A 22,140-nucleotide genomic window follows, 5' to 3' on the forward strand; every position below is an offset into this window, starting at 1 on the left:
TTTAGTAGTCGTCCGGGTCGATGCCAGTTGATGAGTACAGCTTGTCTAGCTCAACTGTGATAGTGTCCCGAATATAGGTAGTAGTGGTTGTTCCAGATGTTCTTGTGGTGAAGCTGGGCGTATTTTCAGCATCAACCATGATTGACTGATCAATGTTGCTGTCTCGGTTATCAGAGGTAAGGTAAACAGCAGCAAGTTTGATAATCGCTGCTAACAATTTTTCACCACTAATACTTGCACCAGTGGTCAACCCTACTGCTACTAAGTCAGCTTTTGAAATTGTCAATGTATTTGCGTCTTGGATTGCATTAGCACCAAAAATTTGTTGTAAGGTTGGTTCCGCCATATTTCGGATTTTTTGAAGTGATTAAATCCGTTGTAAGCGTTTATTAATTAGGCGTAAATCTTCCAGTTTTATGTAAATCCGGTGCAATTTCTGAGGACGTGAAATGCTTGCACTGACTAAGATTAACCGATATTCGACTGTTAGCCAAATACAAAAATGTTCCGTTTTCACCAGTGACAAAGGTAAAAGCGGAACAAGATTTATAGAAGGATATTAGGTTGAAAAATAATCGTAACGGACAATCAGCCGTTTTGAGCGATGCTGATTATTCAAAAATTCGGAAAAATATTAAATCTGCCAAATATAAATTACTTCTCGATTTGGCATGGTACACGGGGGAACGCTGGGGGGCTTTGGTCAAATTAACAATTGCCGATGTTTATAACGCGGATGGTACACCACGAGATTATATAAACTTTCGGGCAATAACCCGCAAAGCCACACCAGACGGTAAGCGAAAAACTCGCCAAGTCCCTATACATACTGTCTTGTCAGAGTCTTTGGCATCTTACAAACCTGATAATAATTCGCTTTGGTTATTCCCCAGCCGCGAAGGTGATGAGCCAATCAGTATTCGTTGGGCTGACAAAATTCTCAGAACAGCTGTAGAACGGGCTGGGTTAGTAGCCAAAGGCATATCGACTCACTCCACCCGCCGGAGCTTTATTACTAAGCTGCACCGTAACGGAACCGACCTTTACACAATCAAACAAATTACTGGCCACCAGGATTTTAAATCGCTGGAACGCTATGTAGAAATTTCAGCCGACAGAATCAAAGGAGCCATCAACGCTTTATGAGTAACGCCAAAACATTATTAAGAATCAGAATTTTTTACTACAAGCTACAAGCTGGCGAGTATGCCCACCCTTATGATTTAGCCAAAGCTCTTGAGAAATTAGCTGATCAGGCTTGGGATGATGTTGAGGAAATCTACCCTAATTCCATGCTTCCGTGACTACAATTGCTTTGACCTCATTGTTGTGCGATCGCAATTCCTGATGCTGCGCGATCGCAATTTTTATGTCTTCTCTGGCAAGTCTTGTTGCATCAACTCAGCCTGTGTAAGTTGAGTAATAACTTTCTCAAGTCCTTCATAAAGTATGATTGCCCGTTCTCTTGATGTAGTATGAACGGTCAACTCTACCGTTTTTTCGTCTTTACTCAACTTCAGAACAAAGTAATTTTCAGCCATTGTCACCCCTCAACATCTGCTTAATTTCCTGCGGTGTTAGTCCATCTGCGATCGCGTTCTCAACAGAGTATTTCTTGTCTCTGGCCTTTGGAGAATGCACACTACCAAGGTAAATGCGCTGTTTCTTCCGTCCTTCCATCCAGCAGTACCGATAATACCAATACTTATTTTCAGCCCGTTCCACCCAATAGCGTTCTACCCAGTGCGTATCGTGTTGGGGCGCAGATTTTTTAGTATCACTAGTTACTTGCGCCCCAACACGCGATTTTACTGGTGTCTGTGTTGTAGCGTGTGAAACTTGCGCCCCAACACGTAATTCCCATTCATCCCATGCTTTGTAATAAGCCTCATGATTTGGATAATCATCTGGGTCTGGTGGTTCATGATCATCGGCGTAGAAAATTGTTAGCTGGCCGTCTTCATCCTTGAAAGGCACTTCCCCAAAATCTGCCGGGTTCCATCTGTCGTCTTCGTGTTGGGGCGCAGATTCTTTGACAATTTCATCCCAATACGGGTCTTGAACCGATTTAATTTTCGGTGTTGGGGTAATCGTAAACAGTTCTAATTGTTCAGTCATAATTAATTTGCTTTAGTAGATGCCTGCCATAATTGGCAGGTTTTTTTATACCTGTAAGGCAGTATTCCCAAATAGTTGTTCGCGTCGTTCCCAAACTTGTTTGAAATATTCAGCTTGCCTACTTATTCCCTCAGTTATTCGGGTACTGTTATTAGTTACAAAATTAATTGCTTTATCAAAAGTTCTAGGCGCACTCATACCATCAGCCTCATAAATTTGTTTGAATCTGTTGATAAATGCTGTTTGGCATTGTTGGTTTAATTCGAGCAATGAATTTAATCGCTGTTCATCAATCCTCCAGTTGTAACGACTTAAAAATAATTCTTTGTAGTAATCATCCTGGGTGAATGACTCACCTCTAATTCGTTTGGCACAACGTTCTAAAACTTCACCTACTTTTTGGGCTACCTTTTCACCTTTCCTACCAGCACGTTTACGAACTCTGTCTAAGAGTTCGTAAATCGGGCGTTCTTCTTTCTTCTCAGAAACTTCTATGAGAAGTTCCTGAGAAGTTTCTGAAGTGTTCCTGAGACTTTCTGGAATGCTTGATTTTTCTATAGTTTCAGAGATAATCGACGGCATTTTTTGACCGTCATTCGGATTTTTTAGACTGTTATTCGGTAACGGTTGAACGTTATTTAGGCTATTACTGACCGTCGTTTGGTCAGAAATATCCGGCATTTTTTGACCGTCTTTTTGGTCATCTTCAGATAACCAAAATTCTTTTATCCGCCTAGCACCATGCAAGTTGATGACTAACCATGCTGCTGTTTTTCTGCTGTCATCTATACAGGTTTCTCGTTTGAATTGAAATAAACCAGCTTTGTATAAAACTTGTCTTGCTAACCTAAATGCCTTGTCACCTAATGAGGTTGTTAGCTTTATCCATCTACTACCATACTGGTCAGAAGCCCAACACTCATTCCAGAGAATTTGAATGTTTTTAGCTTGATTAACTATCCACTGCAAATCTTCAACTGGGATAATGCAGTGTGGTTTATTGTATTTAGTCGATGCTTTGTTTTTTCTGTGAGAGTCAATCGAAATAACTCTTTCTTTAGTGTGAGAATTGTTGATTTCTAAGCTATTTGCTGACATAATACTAATAATTGGAATAGTAATTTAGCCACCCAGCCAAATAATTACAGGTGGCTATTTACGTTTTTTGAGGTGTAGAAATTGCTTGGTATAAGTTGCGATCGCACAAAACAGCACCAACAGGTGCGATCGCATGAAAAAACCGCCTTTACCCCTAGGGCAGACGGTTTTAAGTATGTTCGGTTTTATCAGTAGATACTAAATCGTATATTTCTTGCTTCAGTTCTAGAACTGCTTTTTTAAAAACTTCCTTTTGTTCTCTACTCTGTGTTAGGCGAGTTTGTAAATGCCGTTCATGGTCATCAACATATTGGAGATGAGCGTTCTCGATAAATTCGAGACGCTCTAAGATTTTCCCAGGAGCATTTTCTCCTGGTTGTTTACTGGTTTGCCCAGGGAAATCTTGCCCTGGGCAATGTGGCGCAGCAAGTCCGATCTGGTCATGCCCATCGATTGAGCTATGACCTCCATACTTGACCAGTCCTCTGGACTCATCCTTACGTTGACTGTCTTCGCGTCGTCTGCTAGTTTTTTGGGTCTTGCCATTCTTGTAAGTCACTTAACGATAGCCCCATTTTATCTTTGCAAAACTTTTTTTGTATATACAAAACCATTGACAGGTTTTGTCTTTGCATTATACTAGCATTAGTTTAGCAAAGACAAAACCTTGCACAACGCATTTGCTCCCCAACACCTAGACCTCGTGTTGCATCTACCGGAGCGCATAACCCACGCCTAGACCTTGCGTGGAAACAACCTGACTCAAAAACTTACGCCAAAACTTACACCAAAACTTACAATTCCAAAACCAGACAGAGCTAGCGGCCTGTAGCATTGAGCGATTCAAAGACCCGCTATGGAATTTTGGCATTAAAAATGCTGGCGGGAGTAGTGCCAGCATTTACGTTGTATTGAACTTATGAGGATTGTACATGAATCAGCCCATTAGTTATTGGACAAGTTACACACCAGGCGATAATTCTTACCTGGAAAAGTTGCAAGAGCAGTACGGGTCTAGGTTTGAGCGCATGAATAAGCACGAGAAACTGTACTTAATTTGTGCTGTTGCATCTCATCTGTGTTGCACTGCATCGGCATACGGTGGCGTTAACAATGAGATTTTCACAGTTGCAACTAACGCTTGTTGCCAGCTACCAGTTAGTGACCAAGAAGGATTGCTAGAAGCCTTGATACACCATATTCGCTGGAGTCCGGCTTATGTCCCAACTGTACACAACTCCTGAAGCTGCCGAAATCACGGGCATCAAAGAAAGCACTATTCGCAGTTGGTTACGCCGACACCCTGAAGTGTTTCAAATTGATGTTCATGTTGTGGTGGATGAACACGGCCAAAAATTGTGGACAGAAGCCGGGATTGAAATGTTGCGATCGCGCCGAACTGCACCAAAAAATGCAACGGGCAATGATGCAGAATCCGATGCAGATGATGATGCAGTTGATTTTCTCGAATCGCTGTTAGAGACAGATGCACAAGCACTTGCGCTGGAATATTGGCGACAATTACCCGGTCGAGTGTTGCGGCGAATCAAGCTGATGAGGGAACAGCCGACACCAGAGGAGCGCGTTATCGTTGCAAATTCGGTACGCGCTGCACTCAACGCCGGAACAAATCATCTACTGCTACCCGTTTATCAGCCGATGTTGTTGGGGCGCAATGACGATGAAACAGAGTAAGCAACAGCCGGCGGGTAAAGTTGTACCGTTCACGGGTGAATTTTACCCAGAAGTAGACACCACACCACCCGCAACAGGCAGCGCAGCACCTTACATGATGTTTGTTGCAGCTGCATTAATTGGCGGTTTGAGCCTCGGAGCGATCGCAACTTACCAAAGTGTTGATCAGGTGAAGTTACGCGAAATGCAGGCCCAAAGCCAGCAACTAGAAAAAGTCAAAGACCAAGTTTGTAGATAGGAGTAAACAACATGGGAGTCTTGGCACGAATTACCAAAGTTGGAAAATCGAACAATACCAACCAATCATCACTATCAACCGGGGGCCATGCCATAGATAAAAATCGGGTGCTATCCCCAACAGATCCAACAGTCATCAACCCATTGAACGCGGGAAGCTGGGAAACAGTGAGAACAGCACCCGTCAATCATACACCACGCTACTTCAACAAAGCTGAGGCTGATGCACTCAAACAAGTTGCAACCGAAAAAACTCAGGGGGCGAGACAGACAAAACGAGCTTATAAATCACTCAAGAAAATTGAGGCAGCTGACGCAGCAGTTCACAAACAGCACCGCAACTATATAAGAGGTGTAGCTGATTCGGAATTGACCAAAAAACGGGCTGACGCTGCAACGGCTCGACATCTTCACGCCTTGCGTCCTGAATATGCGCGGTTGGGTAACGGACTTGACCGGGCTGAGAACAATGCCCAAAAACGCATTGATGAACTGATAGCCAAAGTTAAGGCAGTCAAGTAATGGCCAAAGCGATACACCTGGGGGCTTGGTTCCTAACAGGTTGTATCGCTTCTAGCTTTGTGGCTTGGCTAGGGGCGATACACCCGGCTTTGTTCCGTGTGATGTGGGTTGTCTACATTGTTAGTACATCAGCACTAGCACTTGGCTTGCTAACTGACGATGCAGCCCGGCAATTCCTCAAACTTTCCGAACCCGATTACTACGCCTTGCTAATTGCGATCGCGTTTTCTATTCTGCTTGGTGGGGTGATGACATGGCTGATAGGTGGTTAAAGGTGAACTGCTTGCTGGCTGGGACATTTGCTTTTTGGCTATCGGCACTTTCTCCACTCCCCAAAATTGCCAAAGGTATCTGCTACAGTTTCGCCCTTGTTGCATCAGTGCAACTTGTTCAAGAGTCTAGACGGTTAATGGTTCAGGATGTCCGGCGTATTGCGCTGGGCGTTATGAATCAAGAACTTGAGGATGTAGAAATTGCACTGCACACCAGCCAACAAGAACAAGCACTCTATGAAATTTATGGGACTTACCCGCCTGAAGTCAAAGACGAGTTAGTTAAAAGCCTAGACCACTTATACAGAGAGGAAAGCGCAGAACGTGAAGATGAAACTTCAGCTTCAACTTCACAGAAAAAATCATTGTATTTAGCTGTGAAGTCACTGCTTGAAGCCAGGGGTGAAACTTACGTCATAGAAAATGTGTTGCGACTTGGCGGCGGGCAATGGGCAAAGGGCAAGCAACGACTAGCTGAAATTCTAGAGGAGGGTGAAGCTAACGGATGGTAAAAAGCGATCGCTTGGTGTGGTGCGATCGCCCAATGACGAATCAATAACAAAGTAAAAAATATCACATAATTTTATGGGAGCGATTGACCGAGGGAAGGAAATTATAAAAGATGCAATTCGAGTGACTGAACGCGGTTTAGTCGCTCGAATTCCCGTGGCTGATCAGGCGAATTTAGCTGTATTCGAGAAAGCCTCAAGAGCCGCAGATGTTCAGCGAATGCTTACCCAAAAAGGTGTTCGGGTTGAATTTTATATCCCCGATCCAGTTGAGCAATGCAAAAAACAGATGATGGACATTATTAGAACTGCATCGGCTGAAGTTCAAGAGATTGTATTTCCTTATCTGGCTGAAGATTATGCAGATGCAGAAATAGCTTTAGCAAGTCCAGAAATTCAGCAAGCATTACGCAATCGTCGCATTACTGCATCTCTGAGGCTGGAATCTCAACCGCAAATAGTTATTGCCAGCATCGACCAAGTGATCAGCAGTGAATTTAATAGATATTTTCGTGAACGGGAGTAGATTTATGACCGATAATTCATCATTCAATGAAGAAGAATTTAACTGGTATAAAGCTGCTATAAGTCAGCTTAGTAACCTCAACAACATTCCTATCAACATTTCTGAACAAGCTGCTTTTTTTATCATTGCTCAACTTCAATTAGCCTTTAGACATCCAAATAATAATGGTGAAAGTAGAGACGTAGTAAGAGAATCAATTCAGCCAATAGTTGATTACTTTACTGGTGATGTTAGAGAAATTATAGAAAGAGGTTTTCACCCAGAATTTGATGTAGACATCGCACCTGATCCAGCTTGGGATTATTACGAAATCTGGCAAGCATTACATAACATCAAAAACAAAATTGAGTCAGGAATAAAACTGATAGCTGCTGAGGAAATGGCCAATGATTCTACAGATAAAAAACTCAAAGGAATTCTTGAGCCAGCCTTGGAACAACTAGAAGCAGTAATTGAGAACGATTTAACTACATATTTTGTTGAGGAGGGTGATTACTAGCCTGATGAGCCGGGCTGACTCACCCGGCGAAACGTGGCCCGCCGCCACGTCGCGGTATGAGTCCAAATCAACCGCACAGCACACCCAGCAGTAACTTAGGGCTTTTAGTCTGAAACAAGCTTATGGCTTTTTAGTCTTCGTAAGCTCGGTTACTGTCCTTGTGTCGTCTTCCCTCCCTGTGTCGCCAGCAGTTGCAGCTGCTGGCATTGCCTTGAGAGTGAAACAAGCTTTCTGGCTTACGGGTGATTCATAGGCATTGACCACGGGACAACAAACACCACCCAGGAGAAAACAAAATGATTAGAGTTTTAGGACTTGATGTTAGCAAGTCCTCAGTTTCGGCTTGCCTGTTGACGGTTAAGCCTGATGTGCCACGTCAATTTTATTATGATTGTCCGTTCTTTAAGTTCAGTGCCAACAGCGCGGGAATCAAACAGCTTTTGGAACTAAACCCGGACATTGCGATTATGGAGCCAACAGGGACTAACTATAGTAAGCTTTGGGGTACTCACCTTGCACGCGCAGGTGTTGAGGTGCGCTTAGTAGGTCACAGGGAGTTAAAAAACTACCGAGCGCATCATCTAGCCTTACCCGACAAAGACGACGATGCAGACGCGTTAGCCTTAGCTTGCTATTACTTTGACTATTGCAACGACCTTAAGCGATTTGTACAAATTCGTGATCATGAAATTGTCAGGATTCGAGAATTGGTGCTGAGACTTGCACACCTTAACCGCGTCCAAAGTCCCATCATTAATAGATTGCGTCAAGATTTGGCGTGGCAGTTCCCCGAAACTGCACACATTAAGTCAAGGCGGCGGCTTGATGGGGATGAAGTGCCTTTACTTTGGGGTTGGCTTGCACAAGAACGCAAAGCCAAACGCTATGAAAATCTTTATCAAACTACTGCTGGGCTTGGGATTACAAGCACAGTTCGCTTTCATGCCAAACGATTGTGTGACTTGCAACGCGAAGAAATCATCATTGAGAGAGAATTGGCTCAACTACTGACTGATGAAAGGTTTCAGCCTTATGTTGAAGTTTTCCACAGGTTCGGGTTTGGCGATCGCCTAAAAGCAGTTCTTATCTCTCAGATTTACCCGCTTTCAGGGTTCCTCGGTGAAGATGGTAAACCCGAAGTTCGCATCCGCCAGGGGCGAAACTCCAAAAAACCCACCAAACGACACTTATCACTGAGGCGATTTCAGAAGGCTTTAGGTGTGGCTCCCAGCCTAGAGGCATCCGGCGATAAGCGCAAAACCAAAGTTGTTGGCGGGTCTGACCTGTGCCGGCTGTCTCTGTGGCAGTGGGTTTACACCCGACTCGAACCCAAGCGATCGCGCCTCAAAAATGACATTGGTGAATTTTTGGGTGAGAAACTGCTTGCAGAGAAAGAAGCAGGCCGCCCGGTCAGGTTGGTAAGAATGAAAATTGCCGCGATTGGTGCGCGGCTGTTGTTCCGTGAATTAGTTAAAGTGTTGAGTCATGAGTAACCAGTTACCACCCCAACTTAGACCACTGCCCACAGACGTTACTTTTACTAAATATCGTGAGCCTGGTGACAGTGGTTGCTTGTGTTCTCGTTGCTTGCTACCTATTGGCAAGAAAGCACACCCTATTGTGTTTATCGCCTCAAGTGGTCAATTTGTCTTGAGATATCACCCAGTCTGTCTAGGCTTTATGCCTTGCGATGATGATGACTGGGAAGAAGACTATCAAGATTTACCTTACTAGAGTGAAGGTGCTATGTCAGATTAACGGGGAACAGGAAATAAGCACACTGTGGAAAATCCTTTTCTTCTCTGGGACTCATATTTGATTTAAGAAAAAATCAGTACACCCAGATAAATCTTCTTTCCTATTCCCCTAACCCTACTCCCTAACTACACAACTAGACCCAGAAATCAAACCAGATTCCTATATACCTTTAGACATAAGTACATTTATCACCAGCTGCGATTTCTTAAAACTTTCAGAGATTTTTTGCGGAATCTAGTTTTCAACCTGATACTAACCCTGGTTCCTGTTCAGCGATAGATCAAATATTACAGTTTGTTGCGATTTCTGTTTGATGCTGGTTATCTCATAGTCGTTACGACTACGATAAATAAACAAACTCATAACGACTATGAATAAGTCCGCTATCTTCACCTCTAAGTAAATTACTGGAGAATCATTTACTATGGCAGATCCCAAAACATTGACAACCGCTGATGGTATTCCTGTTGCAGATAACCAAAACTCTCTAACAGCAGGTGAGCGTGGCCCTATCCTGATGCAAGATTTCCACTTGATGGAAAAGCTGGCTCACTTCAACCGCGAAAGAATTCCTGAACGTGTTGTCCATGCAAAAGGCGCAGCAGCATTTGGTACGTTCACTGTTACACATGATATTACTCAGTATAGTAAAGCCAAAGTTTTTGCAGAAATCGGTAAGCAAACCCCTGTGCTGCTAAGATTTTCGACAGTAGGTGGCGAAAAAGGTTCAGCCGATGCAGAACGCGATCCGCGAGGTTTTGCAGTTAAGTTTTATACAGAAGAAGGTAATTGGGATTTAGCAGGTAATAATACCCCAGTCTTCTTTATCCGCGATCCTTTGAAATTTCCTGATTTTATTCATACACAAAAGCGCAATCCGCAAACTAATTACAAAGATGCTAATGCAATGTGGGATTTTTGGTCGCTTAGTCCAGAATCTCTGCATCAAGTGACAATATTATTTAGCGATCGCGGTACTCCCAAATCCTACCGCCACATGAACGGTTATGGTAGCCATACATTCAGCTTAATCAACGCCCAAGGACAACGGGTTTGGTGTAAGTTCCATTTCAAAACCATTCAAGGAATTGCAAACTTCACCGCCGAAGAAGCAACTCGTGTCAAGGGAGCAGACCCAGACCATGCAACCCGTGACTTATTTGACTCTATTGAGCGCGGCGACTATCCTAAATGGCGAGTCTGCATTCAGGTGATGACAGAAGAACAAGCCGCACACCATCAGGATAACCCCTTTGACTTAACCAAAGTGTGGAAGCATTCAGAATATCCTTTAATTGATGTGGGTACTCTCGAACTCAACCGCAATCCCCAAAACTACTTTGCGGAAGTTGAGCAGTCTGCTTTTTCTCCTTCTAACGTCGTTCCGGGGATTAGCTTCTCACCTGATAAGGTATTGCAAGCGCGGATTATGTCATATCCCGATGCTCACCGCTATCGCATCGGTGCAAACTATCAACAACTACCCGTGAATCAACCGAAGTGTCCCGTGATGCACTATCAACGTGATGGTGCGATGGCATTAGGTAACAACGGCGGCAATTCCCCCAACTATGAACCGAATAGTTACGAGGATGCAGCAAAGCAAAATTGCACTTATGCCGAGCCAGCTTTGGATTTAGGCAACGTCAAAGTCGATCGCTACGACCATCGTGCAGGTAACGATGATTACACCCAAGCCGGAGAACTTTATCGGCTGATGACACCAGACCAACAAGAACGCCTAATTCAAAATATTGTTGGTAGCTTGAGTCAAGCAAGACAGGATCTGCAAATGCGCCAACTCTGCCATTTCTTCCGTGCAGACATCAATTATGGTCGGCGTGTGGCTGAAGGCTTGGGAATTGCGATAGACCCATCAATGTTGTCGAAATCGGCTCAAGCAGTTGGGGTGTAGCCTGATCTGATTGAAATTTTTGCAGGGTAGAGGACATCTCTACCCGCTATTTGTGCCAGTTACGTAAAGGATATCAGATTACCAAACGAACAATGTTCTCCACAATATCAATCGTCCGACTCAAAATTCCTAAGAAACCTACAGTATCATTGATTGCTTGAATTTCTTGATTTATTGTTTTAATACCATCTTCAAATCCTTGCTCATTTTGCTCCAGTTTGTTGACAAGAACAGCACCAATATTATTCTTGACTTTATTCACAAAAATCGTCCATTTTTGACGATGCTTTATAAATTCTTTTTTTTGCTCTGGATTAGTAAATTCATCTTCAATACCACTTTGATATAATTTCTCCTCTAGGCTACTAATTTTTTTAAGAAAATCTAATTGTTTCTTGATATCGATATTAGAAACTGTCTCTGACATAATTCAGTCCGCCTTTATTTTATTAGTTATTTTTGATTTCTTCAGCTACTTTGAGTAAAGAGTTTATATTAGATAAAAGTTCGTTAGCTCGGGAAATAGTAAACTTATCTTCTAGGAGTAACTGAAAAGCCTCTTTGAAATCTTTGGCTGATTCACTAGCATTATTCAAAGCCTCTATCGAAAGTGTCATTGTCAAAATATCTTGCCGATTTTTTATCCATTCGTCAGGGTTACTAATTGGCTCGCCAGCCGTATAAGGTTTCAACAGCAAACGATATTCTTGATTCATTTGAATAGTTTTTAAATTAGTTTGTAGTTGAATAGTAAGAAGTTCAAGCACAAATTCTTGAATAGCAAGCTCCTTATATATCGTTTCTTTTCTCATATTTAATTCTTTTCTTAACGTACCTTTGATTTTGTTACTTAATATCATCTGAGGAATTTCCGATAAAGCAGAGCCAACTGTCTCAGAAACAAGAGGAATAGCTTGAATACTTATGCTGACATCATTTAATTGAGTGAAAATATCCTCTGTAACTTGTTGCGCTTGTGCTGGAGCATCCGATGTTGCTAAATCTTCTAAAGCAATAAAATAACGTTTGAGTAAATCAGTATGTTGACGCATTCGTCCAATTAACATCAGCCATTGCTGATCTTGTTTAGTAGTTTCATTGTAATTTTGCCGATTCTCCTGTTCAGTTTCTTTTGCCGTATCTTCTAAACGATTACGCAGCAACTTTTCAGAATTTGCATCAACAGCATATTTTCCTGATGCGACCAATAAAGTATCTAATGCAGATGCATATTCTTGTCCAGCATTGGCAAACTTTTTATATTCTTTTAGGGAAGCACCGCAGGCAACTAATGAAGCTCCAATAAAAGATATAATTGAGGCTCTGACAATAAATTTAGATTTGATGTTAATCTCCTTTATCAACAATTTTTGACTTCTAAAAACTTCATAACTATAGGTTTCTTTCATACATGGCTGAAAATTGCTATATCGAGCAAGAAATACTAATCAGATTGATAGCAATTCTCTTGCTTTCCTCAATATTGATTAGCTGATGTCTTGTTTTGACAAATATCAATACCTAGGTGTAGCTTGTGCTTTACCTATGGTTTTCTATTGATTTAATAAAATCGGGTTTATGTTTGCAACGAAGATTGCTTAAACTTTGAAGCGATGTTTTAGTTAATCGCTACTTACACGAACGTTTAGTTTTAATGGTTGATCAAAACCCAACTAATCACCTTAGAGTGTTTATACTCGTTGAGTTTAAACAAATTGCACCCGTACTTAAAAATTGCAGAACAGCTTTTAAATGAATATAGCAGTCTCAGTAAAATTACGATAGTATTTCAGCTTAAATAAATTATTACTTTTTATTAACCAGGTATTTGCAGTCTATTCTGGGGAGAGATGTTGTGTCAGTGATTGGTGTTGGTAACTGCCTATTACGGCGTTGCTGATTAGAGGGATGTTTTTTGTTTCGCGCCTTTGCGCCTTTGCGCGAAACATCGATAGTTAACCTTGCTAAAAATGCTGGGAGCATCCCGCATTTATGCAACGCCCCTATTACTAGTGACAATACCTGGGAGCACGTACATTGATAGCTTGGGCAAATTCTTTGGGAAGAACAGTGGAGCCTCATTCATCTAGCTCTGATACTCATTCACAAGCTAAAATACTCCTTCGCGCGTTTTTTGCTGTCGGTGTGAAGGTATGACCAATTTTTTCCGAGCTAATGTTGATGCAATGGCTAGCTACATTCCAGGTGAGCAGCCAAAACGTGGTACTCAAGTTATTAAACTCAACAGTAATGAGAATGCTTACCCTCCCTCACCAGCAGCTTTAGCCGCACTACAAAACATTGATGGTGAGTGGTTGCGACGTTACCCTGAACCCTTTGGGGGAGAGTTCCGCCAAGCAGCCAGCCAAGTGTTAGGCGTGCCAAGTGATTGGATGATTGTTGGTAATGGTAGTGACGAAATTTTAAATGTGGTCATGCGCGCCTGTACTGAACCAGGACGCAAGGTAGTTTATCCTACACCCACCTATGTTTTGTACCGTACACTTACAGAAATGCAGGCAGCTGATATTGTCGAAATTCCTTACAGTGAAGACTATAAATTACCTGTCGCTGAATTAATTGCTGCTAATGGTGCTGTCACATTCATTGCATCACCTAACAGTCCTTCTGGTCATGTTGTACCCCTTGAAGACTTAGAAAAACTCGCCCGTCAGTTATCTGGGGTTTTAGTTATTGATGAAGCCTATGTAGATTTCGCCGAAGGGGATGCCTTAACTTTGGTCAAAGAATATGAAAATGTGATGATTATCCGCACCTTATCAAAAGGTTACTCCTTAGCAGGTTTGCGCTTGGGTTTTGGTGTAGCTAGTCCCAAGCTGTTACAAGGATTATTTAAGGTCAAGGATAGTTATAACATTGATGCGATCGCCTGTGCAGTGGCCACAGCAGCCATCAAAGACCAAGCTTATAAAAATGCCTGCATAGCCAAAATTACAGCCTCACGCACTCAACTAGCCCATAATTTAAAACAATTAAATTTCCAAGTTTGGGACTCACACACCAACTTTTTACTAGTCCAACCACCCCAAAAAAACGCCGAATTTATCTACCAACAACTCAAAGAACAACAAATCCTCATTCGCTACTTCCCCCACCCTGGACTTTTAGATAAACTCCGCATCACAGTTGGTACAGATGAGCAAAATCAAGTTTTAGTGGATGCGATAAAAGCTTTAATGTGACAATTTCTTAATTTGAAAATCACAATAAAACGGCATTATACCTGAGTTTCTAGCTCCTTTTCTTCTTGTATAGGTATAAATAATTCATGACTATTACTGAGCAAACAGTCATACAAATCAACTTTTGTCAGATTTACTTGTGACAAATCAACATCACTCAAGTCAGCCTTGAACAAAATAGTTTTGCTCAAACTGGCATAACTCAAATCAGCCTGACTCAAATTTGCGCCAGTTAAGTTAGCACTATTCAGATTTGCACCGACTAAATTAGCACCACTGAGGTTAGCGTAGCTTAAGTCTGCACCGCTCAAATCAGCACCACTGAGGTCAGCGTTTTGCAGTTGGGCTAAACGGAGGTCAGCTTTTTGTAGAGAAGCTTTGTGTAAATCTACCTCGCTGAGGTTGGCTCGAATTAAATTAGCCGCTTTTAAGTTAGCCCAAATTAAATTTGCGCCACTAAAGTTAGTTCGCCACAGGTAAGACGCAGCTAAATTAGCCTCAATTAAGTTAGCTCCTCGCAACATAGAATGAGATAAGGTCACATTCACTAAACTGGCACGGCTCAGATTAATGCCAGCTAAACACACTTCGCTTAGGTTCACCGAGTGCAGGCATACAGAAGTAAAGTTTCTCTCTCCTGCCTGATAGCGTCTGAGAAGTTCATCAGCATCCATACAGCCTGCCTTCCAAATAATCGTTTACAGCAAAAACATTCTTAGCAACTACGCACCTTGTTGGACTTTTACATTGAAGACGAGGAAAAAGGTCTGGTCTGCCGTCAGCAATGTAAAACTCTGGAGATGTTTTATATCTCTATATGTAAAGAAATATAACAAAATCGTTACAAACTCACAATCATTTCTCAGCAATTGACTGATAGTTCCTCGTTATATGAGAGATAGGAATAGTCGAATTTTCGTTGAGTCAAGAGGAAGAGGTGCTGAGGCTGCGGACTTGAGGCTAGAGTAGTTTGCTTAATGTCTTGTTTGGTTTCAGGCTCACAATGGCAAAAATTTTGCCTATGGATCAATACCGTTCAGTTAAGAGAATAGTAGGTTGGGTGTAGCGATAGCGTAACCCAACAAAGTATGCGTGAATGTTGGGTTCCGTTCCTCCACCCAACCTACACCAGTCTAAGTTGTTGCCTTAACTGAACTGTATTGGCCTATGGATGGTCATTTTTCAGTCATCTTTGTGGCTAACACTAGAAATAATTCTTGCAAAGCTAAAACTTTGTAGATTAATTAATCTATTCTGGGAGGCAAAATGGCTACAGATAAAAGCCATCACGCCATTGGCATATTTCGCAACCGTGAAATGGTATTACAGGCGCTCGAAGAGTTAAAAAATAGTGGCTTTCCGATAAATCAGATTTCTGTAGTGACTCGAAAGCCTGAAAATAATGAAACAAAGGATAGTAATAATACCAAAGAAATGAAAGTGGCTCAAGCAGAAGGCGCAGCAATGGGGGCGTTAGCCAGTGCTAGAACCGCAGGCTTACTAACTTTGGTGGCAGGTTTTGGTATTTTGCTAATTCCTGGTTTTGGCCCGGCGTTGGCGGTGGAGTCGGCTTTTGCGACGCTGTTAGGAAGTGGTGCTAGTGCTGCGGCTGGTGGTTTAATTGGCGCACTGCGGGGTTGGTTTTTACCTGAAGAAGCGGCTGAACTTTATCACGACGAAGTATTTCAAGGAAATTACTTAGTGGCTATCGAAGGCACAGAAAATGATATTTTGCTGGCTGAAGCAATTCTCAAACGTCGGGGTATTCAAGAGTGGCGTATTGTTGACCCAGCTTTTCAAGATAGAGATAGCTGAGAGGTTACAGGTGATAGTTTTTTGGTCTCGGACTTTGGATATGTAGTTGCTTTTTTAACGCAAGCAGCGAATCGCTATTAACATTCCTCTAGCTTTATTGAGGGTCTCTTCGTATTCTTTTTCTGGTTCAGAATCAGCTACCAAGCCTGCACCAGCTTGCACACTGACAATGTTATCTCGCATTACCATTGTCCGAATAGCGATCGCACTATTTAATTGTCCTTCAAAATCGTAATGCCCATACACCCCAGAATAAACACCGCGTCGGCTTGGTTCCAATTCGTTGATAATTTCCATCGCGCGGATTTTGGGTGCGCCGCTCACTGTCCCGGCGGGGAAGCAAGCTTTGAGTAAATCCCAAGCAGTTTTATTTGGTGCTAATTTACCTACCACATTACTCACAATGTGCATCACATGAGAGTAGCGTTCCACTACCATCAGTTCATCTACTTTGACGCTACCGCTTTGGCAAACTCGCCCTAAATCATTCCGTCCTAAGTCCACTAGCATGACGTGTTCGGCAATTTCTTTGGGGTCTTTGAGTAAATCTTCAGCGTAGGCTTTATCTTCTTGAGTAGTCTTACCCCGTGGACGCGTCCCCGCAATGGGACGGACTGTGGCGATAATTCCCTCATCTGGGTCACGTTCGGCTTTGACCATCACTTCGGGGCTAGAACCAATAATTTGCCAGTCTTGGAAGTGGAAATAAGCCATGTAAGGCGAAGGATTAATCTGACGCAGGGAACGGTACAGAGAAAAAGGATCGCCTGTGTATTCGGTAGAAAGTCTTTGCGAAATGACAACTTGAAAGATATCGCCAGCTTTAATGTAGTCTTTTGCTTTTTGGACGCTGGCGCAAAATTCGGCGCGGGTGAAGTTGCTAGTGTATTCTACCTCTGCTTGTCCAGTCCTTTGACCTGGGGGAGTCCATTCTAGGATAGTTTTTTGCGGTGATAGCGGTAGAGATAACTTGCTGACTAGATTGGTCACACTCGCGCAAGCTTTTTGATAAGCTGCTTGTAAATCTACATTCGGGTCGCGTAAATCAGCATAAGCGATCGCCCAAATTTTGCGCTTTACCTGGTCAAAAATTAATAAATGGTCGATTTGCATCCACAACCCATCAGGGATATTGCGCTCATCCTGGGGATGGACAGGGACACGCGGTTCAATCCAGCGAATCAATTCATACCCCCAAAACCCAAACAAGCCACCAATTCCCGGTGGTAATTGCGGTAATTTGACTGGCTGATAAGGCTCTAAACATTGGGCTAAAGCACTAAAAGGATCGCCTTCATACACCACCTGCGAACCATCACGGTGGGTTTGGGTTGTTTTGTCGTCCCTAGCTTCTAACACCCACAACGGATCGCATCCTACAAAACTGTAGCGTCCGATTTTTTCACCGCCTTCCACCGATTCCAGCAAAAAGCTATAAGGCTGACCTGCACAAACTTTGTACCATGCAGAGACAGGTGTATCTAAATCTGCTACCCATTCTTGATACACCGGGACAAAATTACCTTGCGAAGCTAGCGCAGAGAAATCAGAGAAATCGGGAAAAATCATAGATTACTACAGAGATTTAATTGAAGAGATTAGGGACTGAGGAAGCAGAAGCATAAAATCTCAAGTATTAAGTTTTATTCTTCATACTTCACACTTCCTACTTCCTACTTCCTCGATCCCTTTTAGTCCCTAAGCATCGTAGGTAGCTGTACCACTAAACTTGAGTTGTGATGGGTTGGGGTTTTGGCCAATCCTACGGGCAACGTGACGCACTTTTTCACGGCCTGGGTTAACTTTTTCTGGGAATACACCATCAGCTGGATGAATGAAGGTGGTTTCGCCGCTAGCTAAAATCCGGTAGATTTTGTAGTCTGTGATTTTGAACTTGCGAAGTTGACCGCCTAAAGCGATGCCGTATTCTTTCCGCGCTAAATAAAGCAAGTTTTGACCTTGGTGCATGGTAGCAGCGCCACCTGTAGGTAGTTCAAATACTTGCGCCTTGGGGCTAGTCCAAGTAATAGCGTACTTTTCTTCCTCTTTTGCTTTGTTGAGCAAGCCGCCAGTGCTGCCGGCGAACAGTGGAGTTTGTCCAGAAAGTGTTTCTGCCATAGAGCATTCTCTCAAGGTTTTTAGGGCATCGTAACACCGCCATTACGATCATATTGCGATCGCGTCATAGTCTGTAACAGTTTTTAGTCGAAAGTCAAAACTCCATAATCTATAGACTAAAGATTTGTCAACTTAACTCTTCACTAAAAATCTTGAGTCACAAAACGATTAACACATCTCAAAAACTGAAATACTCTACAAAACGGGATTACTTCACCCATAAGTTAACGCTGAGTAACTTCGCTAAGTGCCTCCTGAAGCACTTCATCACTTACACCGTGACGCTTTAAACTGTCAATCAAAGCTGATATTGTATCGCCCTCTAAGCGTTCTAAATCCGTCCGCAGTCCTTGACCAATATAAGCACGTACCAGAGATTGATACCCAGAAAAACCAAGCAATGGTGCAATACGCTTTAAATCTTCAATCACATCTTCGGGAATGCGAATTGTAATTGCAGTCATAGGACGGTTTTTGTCCAGTCGTTTTTTTAAGGCTTCAATCTTCATAATAGTCTCGCTCCTTACGTGTCGCTTTCCGAGCCGAAATTATCCGAATGATGTCATTTTCACGCTCAATGTAAACAACGTACAAGAGATTCCATCGCCTATCTAAACCAATCACAGCATCTCGCGGCTCATCATTACGACTCGCATCAACAACTACCAGCAACGGATCGAAGAAAGCTTCTGTAGCTTGTTGAAAAGTGACACCATCGTGGTTGATCGGGTTTATCCTAGCTTTTTCGTCATTCCAAACAAAGGTAAGGCCATTGAGTACGAAATACACATCCATACTTTGGTAGTATAGGTAAAACGTATTTACATTGTCAATACACTTTTATCTAAGAGGTATATTGACAAGCATCTCAATTGTCCGAAAAAGTATAATAGACAGAACTCTTCCGCATATTACAAAGTTTAAGATATTGACCTTTGACAATTGACTATTTACTCCTAACCTTTGAGCGCTTTTCTTCTTGGCTACCTTGAACAATGGGAATAGTGAAATGAAATTGGCTGCCTTTGTCTTTACCTTTAGACTCTGCCCAAATTTCTCCACCCCAACCATTGACAATTTGCCGACAAATTGCTAGACCCAAACCCGTACCACCTGCGGTACGTCGTAGTGCGCCTTCTTCTTGATAAAAGCGGTCAAATACCACTTCCAAACGATTTGGTTCAATACCGCGTCCAGTGTCAGCCACAGTCACCTCAACCATCTGAGTACCGTTGTAAGTGGCTTTGATAGAAATTTGACCACTAGAGGGCGTAAATTTACAAGCATTGTCTATGAGCTTGGCTAATACTTCCACTAGCCAATCACCGTCGGCTTTGATTAAGGGCAGATTCTCCGCAATTTGGGTTTTAATTTTCGGTGGCTCGTTCATTGTGGGGCGGGCGCGAGTCCGGCTGAGTGCTAAATCTACACACTCTTGTAAGGTGAGTGATTCAGGATGCCATTCTACGCGTCCACTTTCGAGGTTAGACAGGGTGAGAAAGTCCTGCACTAGTTTTCGCATCCGTTCGGAATCTGCCAGGGCTGTGTTTAACATTACCTGCTGCAATTCCAAAGGCATATCCGGCTCGCTGACGAGGCTTTCTAGGCAAACTTGAATGGTCGATAAGGGGGTACGCAGTTCATGTCCTGTGATGGCTATCAAGTTACTACGGGTACGGTCGAGGGCTTCTAGCTGTTTGTTGAGTTCTTCGAGGTTGGCGTAGGCTTCTGCTTGAATTAAGGCGGCTCCAATTTGCGTGGCGATCGCTTTGACTAAATCAAATTCCCCTGCTTGCCATTGATGAGGTGGTAAGCTGCAATAATGTAACTCAATAATGCCTAGTAATCGTCCTTGAGATAACACTGGTTCTATCAACCAAGAACGAATACTAAATTTTTTGGCAATTATAGTCAGAGCCGCAGAATTATTAATCCGAAAGTCATTGGCTGTATCAGCCACACACACACCTTCACCTTGTTGAACAACCTCTTGAAACAAAGCATTGTTATCTAACTCCCAAGTTTGCCCATATACAGACAAAATTCCGGGAGTGAGAAATTCATGTTCAATTGTGGCTGAGGCTTGCGTTGCTTGAGCGCGGTAAATTAAACAGCGATTGACTTCTAAATGTTGACCGAGTTCTTGGGCAGCGATTTGTAATACTTGATGGGGATCAAGCGATCGCCGAATTGCTGTACTAATAGAGTTGACTAAACGTTCTTTTCGTGCTTTGCCAATAATTGAGCGATAGGCTTTATGCAGTTTATACTGACTAGCTTGCAAATAAGTCACCAACCGCTGCACAAAGGGGTCTGTATCGATATCACAAGCAAATTCTGCTTGGCCAATTTGCGAATAAACTCTTTGCTCCCCAATGCCAAACCTTTTGCGGGCTTCTTTAACTTTGTTTGCTAGGTCTGGTCGATAAATTAAAATCCTGTCTAAAAGTAATTGTGCGGCTTTGAGGCTAACTCCTCGCTCGGATGTCCAAATCCCCTCAAATCTCCGCGCTGTGTCCATATCTAGACCAGAACTAAATTCTGGTATTTGCTGATTTTTGGTAATCGAGCCAAGGCTTTCTCGGCACACCAAGCAAGTAGCATAGTTATCTGCAACTACTACCAAGTGCCACTCTTGAGTTAAAGCATCATCTGGTTCAAATGCTACCTTTTCATAGTATTCCGAGCTATTAGCAAAGTCCGTTTCTGGTGCAGATAAAACGTATATTTGATTACTACGCTGCGCTAAACGTTGATAACGATGAGCCTCTTGGCGATAAAATCGTTCTCGCTGAAAGCTCGCAATTACCAAGGGCTTATCTAAAGTCGCAGCCAAAACCTGATCTTCCATTGCATGGGAGAGAGCAGTTAACGAAGCTTTGAAATATAGCTGGGGCCGGAGGTAAGGAATGGACTGTAGCAGATCACTCAGCACGGAAGTCGAAATGCTCATGAATATTGTTTAAGGAGCCACTTTCACAAAAAAAATCCAAGTCACAGCTGCATTGTACAAACTACAATGGACTCTTAAACCCAGCAGACAGTTGTATTATGTAAAGAATCCTAAACAGCACTCTTCAAAAAGGCAGCAGAAAGGGATTTGCGTTGACTCAATGCTGTTGTATCTGGAGTTTAGACTTAGTAGCTTTGAGATGGCAAATTACTTCTGCCATAATGCCCGAGGAAAGTCACTGTAACTTTCTTTACAAATGTTCTAGCGGAGAGTCAAAAATAGACATAAAACGGCAATCCAAGCGATTTGCATCTAAGGACAGCATAGACGTGCCATAGCCATGCGCCGCAGATGCAGTCAACTTGACCGTTTATCTATGGTGAACATTGGGATCTCTTAAATCATAAGCTACTACGTTCAGGGTGACTGAAACTTATTAACTATTTTAAAACCCTTCATTCTACGTAAGTCCTAATCTAGTCCAAAAAACTGTAGTTTTAATCAGAATTTAACCAAATTTGCCATAACATCTACCTTAAGAAATATTTTAGAATGTTTAAAAAGCTAATAAGATATCATTATGGTGTTAGTTGCTGGGCTAGAGTCAACTAAAAGAAAGCATAGTTGAGATAATTCTCAACTAATCAAATAATCCAACACTGGTAATAATCTAGGGCTTGTTTGCCAACTCTAAAATTAGGTTTTGTTGTGCTTAATTAAACAAAGCCTAGCTAACTTTGGGTTTTTGAGAAAAGGCTTCAAGCTCTATAGCATCGAATATTGCTGTGATGTCTTTCCCTCCTAAATCGGAGTCTAATTTAGAGTTCAAGCCTAGTGGTGATGTTCCTCAACTGGCCTAAATAACAGTGAATTTTCAAATGATTCCGCAAAATTAAAGGAAA

At 42.5% G+C, this 22,140-nt stretch carries 28 protein-coding genes; 15 read left to right on the forward strand and 13 right to left on the reverse strand.

From position 1 onward, the window contains the following. Position 1: 1 nt before the first annotated feature. The gene (locus H6G69_RS15800) at positions 2–346 is read right to left on the reverse strand and encodes a hypothetical protein (RefSeq protein ID WP_190688727.1); all 345 of its coding nucleotides are present in this window, start codon (positions 344–346) and stop codon (positions 2–4) included. Positions 347–564: 218 nt separating this feature from the next. On the opposite strand from H6G69_RS15800, the gene H6G69_RS15805 reads away from it, so the two are divergent. Next, a complete protein-coding gene (locus H6G69_RS15805) occupies positions 565–1,146 on the forward strand; it encodes a tyrosine-type recombinase/integrase (protein WP_190688730.1) in 582 nt (193 codons plus the stop codon). Beyond that, a complete protein-coding gene (locus tag H6G69_RS15810; RefSeq protein ID WP_190688732.1) occupies positions 1,143–1,304 on the forward strand; it encodes a hypothetical protein in 162 nt (53 codons plus the stop codon). Before H6G69_RS15805 ends, H6G69_RS15810 begins: the two co-directional genes overlap by 4 nt. 63 nt (positions 1,305–1,367) lie before the next feature. Here H6G69_RS15810 and H6G69_RS15815 read toward each other — a convergent pair whose 3' ends face one another. The 4 genes from H6G69_RS15815 to H6G69_RS15830 form a co-directional block, all read right to left on the reverse strand. Then, positions 1,368–1,541, reverse strand: coding sequence for a hypothetical protein (locus tag H6G69_RS15815; RefSeq protein WP_190688735.1), 174 nt, complete (start codon positions 1,539–1,541; stop codon positions 1,368–1,370). Beyond that, the gene (locus H6G69_RS15820; RefSeq protein WP_190688738.1) at positions 1,534–2,118 is read right to left on the reverse strand and encodes a DUF4102 domain-containing protein; all 585 of its coding nucleotides are present in this window, start codon (positions 2,116–2,118) and stop codon (positions 1,534–1,536) included. Before H6G69_RS15820 ends, H6G69_RS15815 begins: the two co-directional genes overlap by 8 nt. A gap of 45 nt (positions 2,119–2,163) precedes the next feature. Continuing rightward, positions 2,164–3,216 carry a hypothetical protein gene (locus tag H6G69_RS15825; protein WP_190688740.1) on the reverse strand — a complete coding sequence of 351 codons (1,053 nt, stop codon included), beginning with the start codon at positions 3,214–3,216 and terminating at the stop codon, positions 2,164–2,166. 169 nt (positions 3,217–3,385) lie between these two features. Continuing rightward, the gene (locus tag H6G69_RS15830; RefSeq protein ID WP_190688742.1) at positions 3,386–3,775 is read right to left on the reverse strand and encodes a hypothetical protein; all 390 of its coding nucleotides are present in this window, start codon (positions 3,773–3,775) and stop codon (positions 3,386–3,388) included. 373 nt (positions 3,776–4,148) lie between these two features. Here H6G69_RS15830 and H6G69_RS15835 point away from each other — a divergent pair, with 373 nt between their 5' ends. From H6G69_RS15835 to H6G69_RS15885, 11 genes are all read left to right on the forward strand, one after another. Further along, positions 4,149–4,460, forward strand: a complete 312-nt coding sequence (locus H6G69_RS15835; protein ID WP_190688745.1) for a hypothetical protein — start codon at positions 4,149–4,151, stop codon at positions 4,458–4,460. Next, positions 4,435–4,911, forward strand: coding sequence for a helix-turn-helix domain-containing protein (locus H6G69_RS15840; RefSeq protein ID WP_190688748.1), 477 nt, complete (start codon positions 4,435–4,437; stop codon positions 4,909–4,911). The genes H6G69_RS15835 and H6G69_RS15840 overlap by 26 nt, the downstream gene beginning before the upstream one ends. Beyond that, complete coding sequence (locus tag H6G69_RS15845) at positions 4,898–5,149, forward strand: hypothetical protein (protein WP_190688750.1); 252 nt, start codon at positions 4,898–4,900, stop codon at positions 5,147–5,149. Before H6G69_RS15840 ends, H6G69_RS15845 begins: the two co-directional genes overlap by 14 nt. A gap of 11 nt (positions 5,150–5,160) precedes the next feature. Next, positions 5,161–5,670 (forward strand): hypothetical protein, encoded by a 510-nt coding sequence (locus H6G69_RS15850; protein ID WP_190688754.1) that lies wholly within the window; start codon positions 5,161–5,163, stop codon positions 5,668–5,670. Then, positions 5,670–5,942, forward strand: coding sequence for a hypothetical protein (locus H6G69_RS15855; protein ID WP_190688757.1), 273 nt, complete (start codon positions 5,670–5,672; stop codon positions 5,940–5,942). The genes H6G69_RS15850 and H6G69_RS15855 overlap by 1 nt, the downstream gene beginning before the upstream one ends. Beyond that, complete coding sequence (locus H6G69_RS15860) at positions 5,924–6,454, forward strand: hypothetical protein (protein WP_190688760.1); 531 nt, start codon at positions 5,924–5,926, stop codon at positions 6,452–6,454. The genes H6G69_RS15855 and H6G69_RS15860 overlap by 19 nt, the downstream gene beginning before the upstream one ends. Positions 6,455–6,527: 73 nt before the next feature. Then, entirely contained in the window at positions 6,528–6,977 is a 450-nt protein-coding gene (locus H6G69_RS15865; RefSeq protein ID WP_190688762.1) for a hypothetical protein, read from the forward strand. Positions 6,978–6,981: 4 nt separating this feature from the next. After that, positions 6,982–7,476 carry a hypothetical protein gene (locus H6G69_RS15870; RefSeq protein ID WP_190688764.1) on the forward strand — a complete coding sequence of 165 codons (495 nt, stop codon included), beginning with the start codon at positions 6,982–6,984 and terminating at the stop codon, positions 7,474–7,476. Positions 7,477–7,772: 296 nt separating this feature from the next. Beyond that, positions 7,773–8,969, forward strand: coding sequence for a transposase (locus tag H6G69_RS15875; RefSeq protein ID WP_190688768.1), 1,197 nt, complete (start codon positions 7,773–7,775; stop codon positions 8,967–8,969). Continuing rightward, on the forward strand, positions 8,962–9,210 hold the full coding sequence (locus tag H6G69_RS15880; RefSeq protein ID WP_190688771.1) for a hypothetical protein: 249 nt from the start codon (positions 8,962–8,964) through the stop codon (positions 9,208–9,210). The genes H6G69_RS15875 and H6G69_RS15880 overlap by 8 nt, the downstream gene beginning before the upstream one ends. Positions 9,211–9,658: 448 nt before the next feature. Further along, positions 9,659–11,149, forward strand: a complete 1,491-nt coding sequence (locus H6G69_RS15885) for a catalase (protein WP_190688774.1) — start codon at positions 9,659–9,661, stop codon at positions 11,147–11,149. Between the two features lie 73 nt (positions 11,150–11,222). Here H6G69_RS15885 and H6G69_RS15890 read toward each other — a convergent pair whose 3' ends face one another. Further along, positions 11,223–11,576 (reverse strand): hypothetical protein, encoded by a 354-nt coding sequence (locus H6G69_RS15890; RefSeq protein ID WP_190688776.1) that lies wholly within the window; start codon positions 11,574–11,576, stop codon positions 11,223–11,225. 22 nt (positions 11,577–11,598) lie between these two features. Then, positions 11,599–12,558: a hypothetical protein gene (locus H6G69_RS15895; protein WP_199336040.1), complete on the reverse strand. Its 960-nt coding sequence runs from the start codon at positions 12,556–12,558 to the stop codon at positions 11,599–11,601. A 744-nt stretch (positions 12,559–13,302) separates the two neighbouring features. Here H6G69_RS15895 and hisC point away from each other — a divergent pair. Continuing rightward, positions 13,303–14,352: a histidinol-phosphate transaminase gene (gene hisC, locus H6G69_RS15900; protein WP_190688780.1), complete on the forward strand. Its 1,050-nt coding sequence runs from the start codon at positions 13,303–13,305 to the stop codon at positions 14,350–14,352. A gap of 35 nt (positions 14,353–14,387) precedes the next feature. Here hisC and H6G69_RS15905 read toward each other — a convergent pair whose 3' ends face one another. Beyond that, positions 14,388–15,026, reverse strand: a complete 639-nt coding sequence (locus H6G69_RS15905) for a pentapeptide repeat-containing protein (protein ID WP_190688782.1) — start codon at positions 15,024–15,026, stop codon at positions 14,388–14,390. 592 nt (positions 15,027–15,618) lie between these two features. Between H6G69_RS15905 and H6G69_RS15910 the strand changes: the two genes are divergently transcribed. Further along, the gene (locus H6G69_RS15910) at positions 15,619–16,167 is read left to right on the forward strand and encodes a hypothetical protein (RefSeq protein WP_190688786.1); all 549 of its coding nucleotides are present in this window, start codon (positions 15,619–15,621) and stop codon (positions 16,165–16,167) included. A gap of 54 nt (positions 16,168–16,221) precedes the next feature. Here H6G69_RS15910 and trpE read toward each other — a convergent pair whose 3' ends face one another. The 5 genes from trpE to H6G69_RS15935 all read right to left on the reverse strand — a co-directional run bounded on the left by trpE (position 16,222) and on the right by H6G69_RS15935 (position 21,238). After that, positions 16,222–17,736 (reverse strand): anthranilate synthase component I, encoded by a 1,515-nt coding sequence (gene trpE, locus H6G69_RS15915; protein WP_190688789.1) that lies wholly within the window; start codon positions 17,734–17,736, stop codon positions 16,222–16,224. A gap of 129 nt (positions 17,737–17,865) precedes the next feature. Then, positions 17,866–18,285 carry a photosystem I reaction center subunit II PsaD gene (locus tag H6G69_RS15920; RefSeq protein ID WP_190688792.1) on the reverse strand — a complete coding sequence of 140 codons (420 nt, stop codon included), beginning with the start codon at positions 18,283–18,285 and terminating at the stop codon, positions 17,866–17,868. 224 nt (positions 18,286–18,509) lie between these two features. After that, positions 18,510–18,794 (reverse strand): hypothetical protein, encoded by a 285-nt coding sequence (locus H6G69_RS15925; RefSeq protein WP_190688795.1) that lies wholly within the window; start codon positions 18,792–18,794, stop codon positions 18,510–18,512. Beyond that, positions 18,784–19,080, reverse strand: a complete 297-nt coding sequence (locus tag H6G69_RS15930) for a BrnT family toxin (protein ID WP_190688798.1) — start codon at positions 19,078–19,080, stop codon at positions 18,784–18,786. The genes H6G69_RS15925 and H6G69_RS15930 overlap by 11 nt, the downstream gene beginning before the upstream one ends. 151 nt (positions 19,081–19,231) lie before the next feature. Next, entirely contained in the window at positions 19,232–21,238 is a 2,007-nt protein-coding gene (locus tag H6G69_RS15935; protein ID WP_190688801.1) for a DICT sensory domain-containing protein, read from the reverse strand. Between the last annotated feature and the right edge of the window lie 902 nt (positions 21,239–22,140).

It is taken from the genome of Nostoc sp. FACHB-110, from assembly GCF_014697425.1.
GTDB lineage: Bacteria > Cyanobacteriota > Cyanobacteriia > Cyanobacteriales > Nostocaceae > Nostoc_B.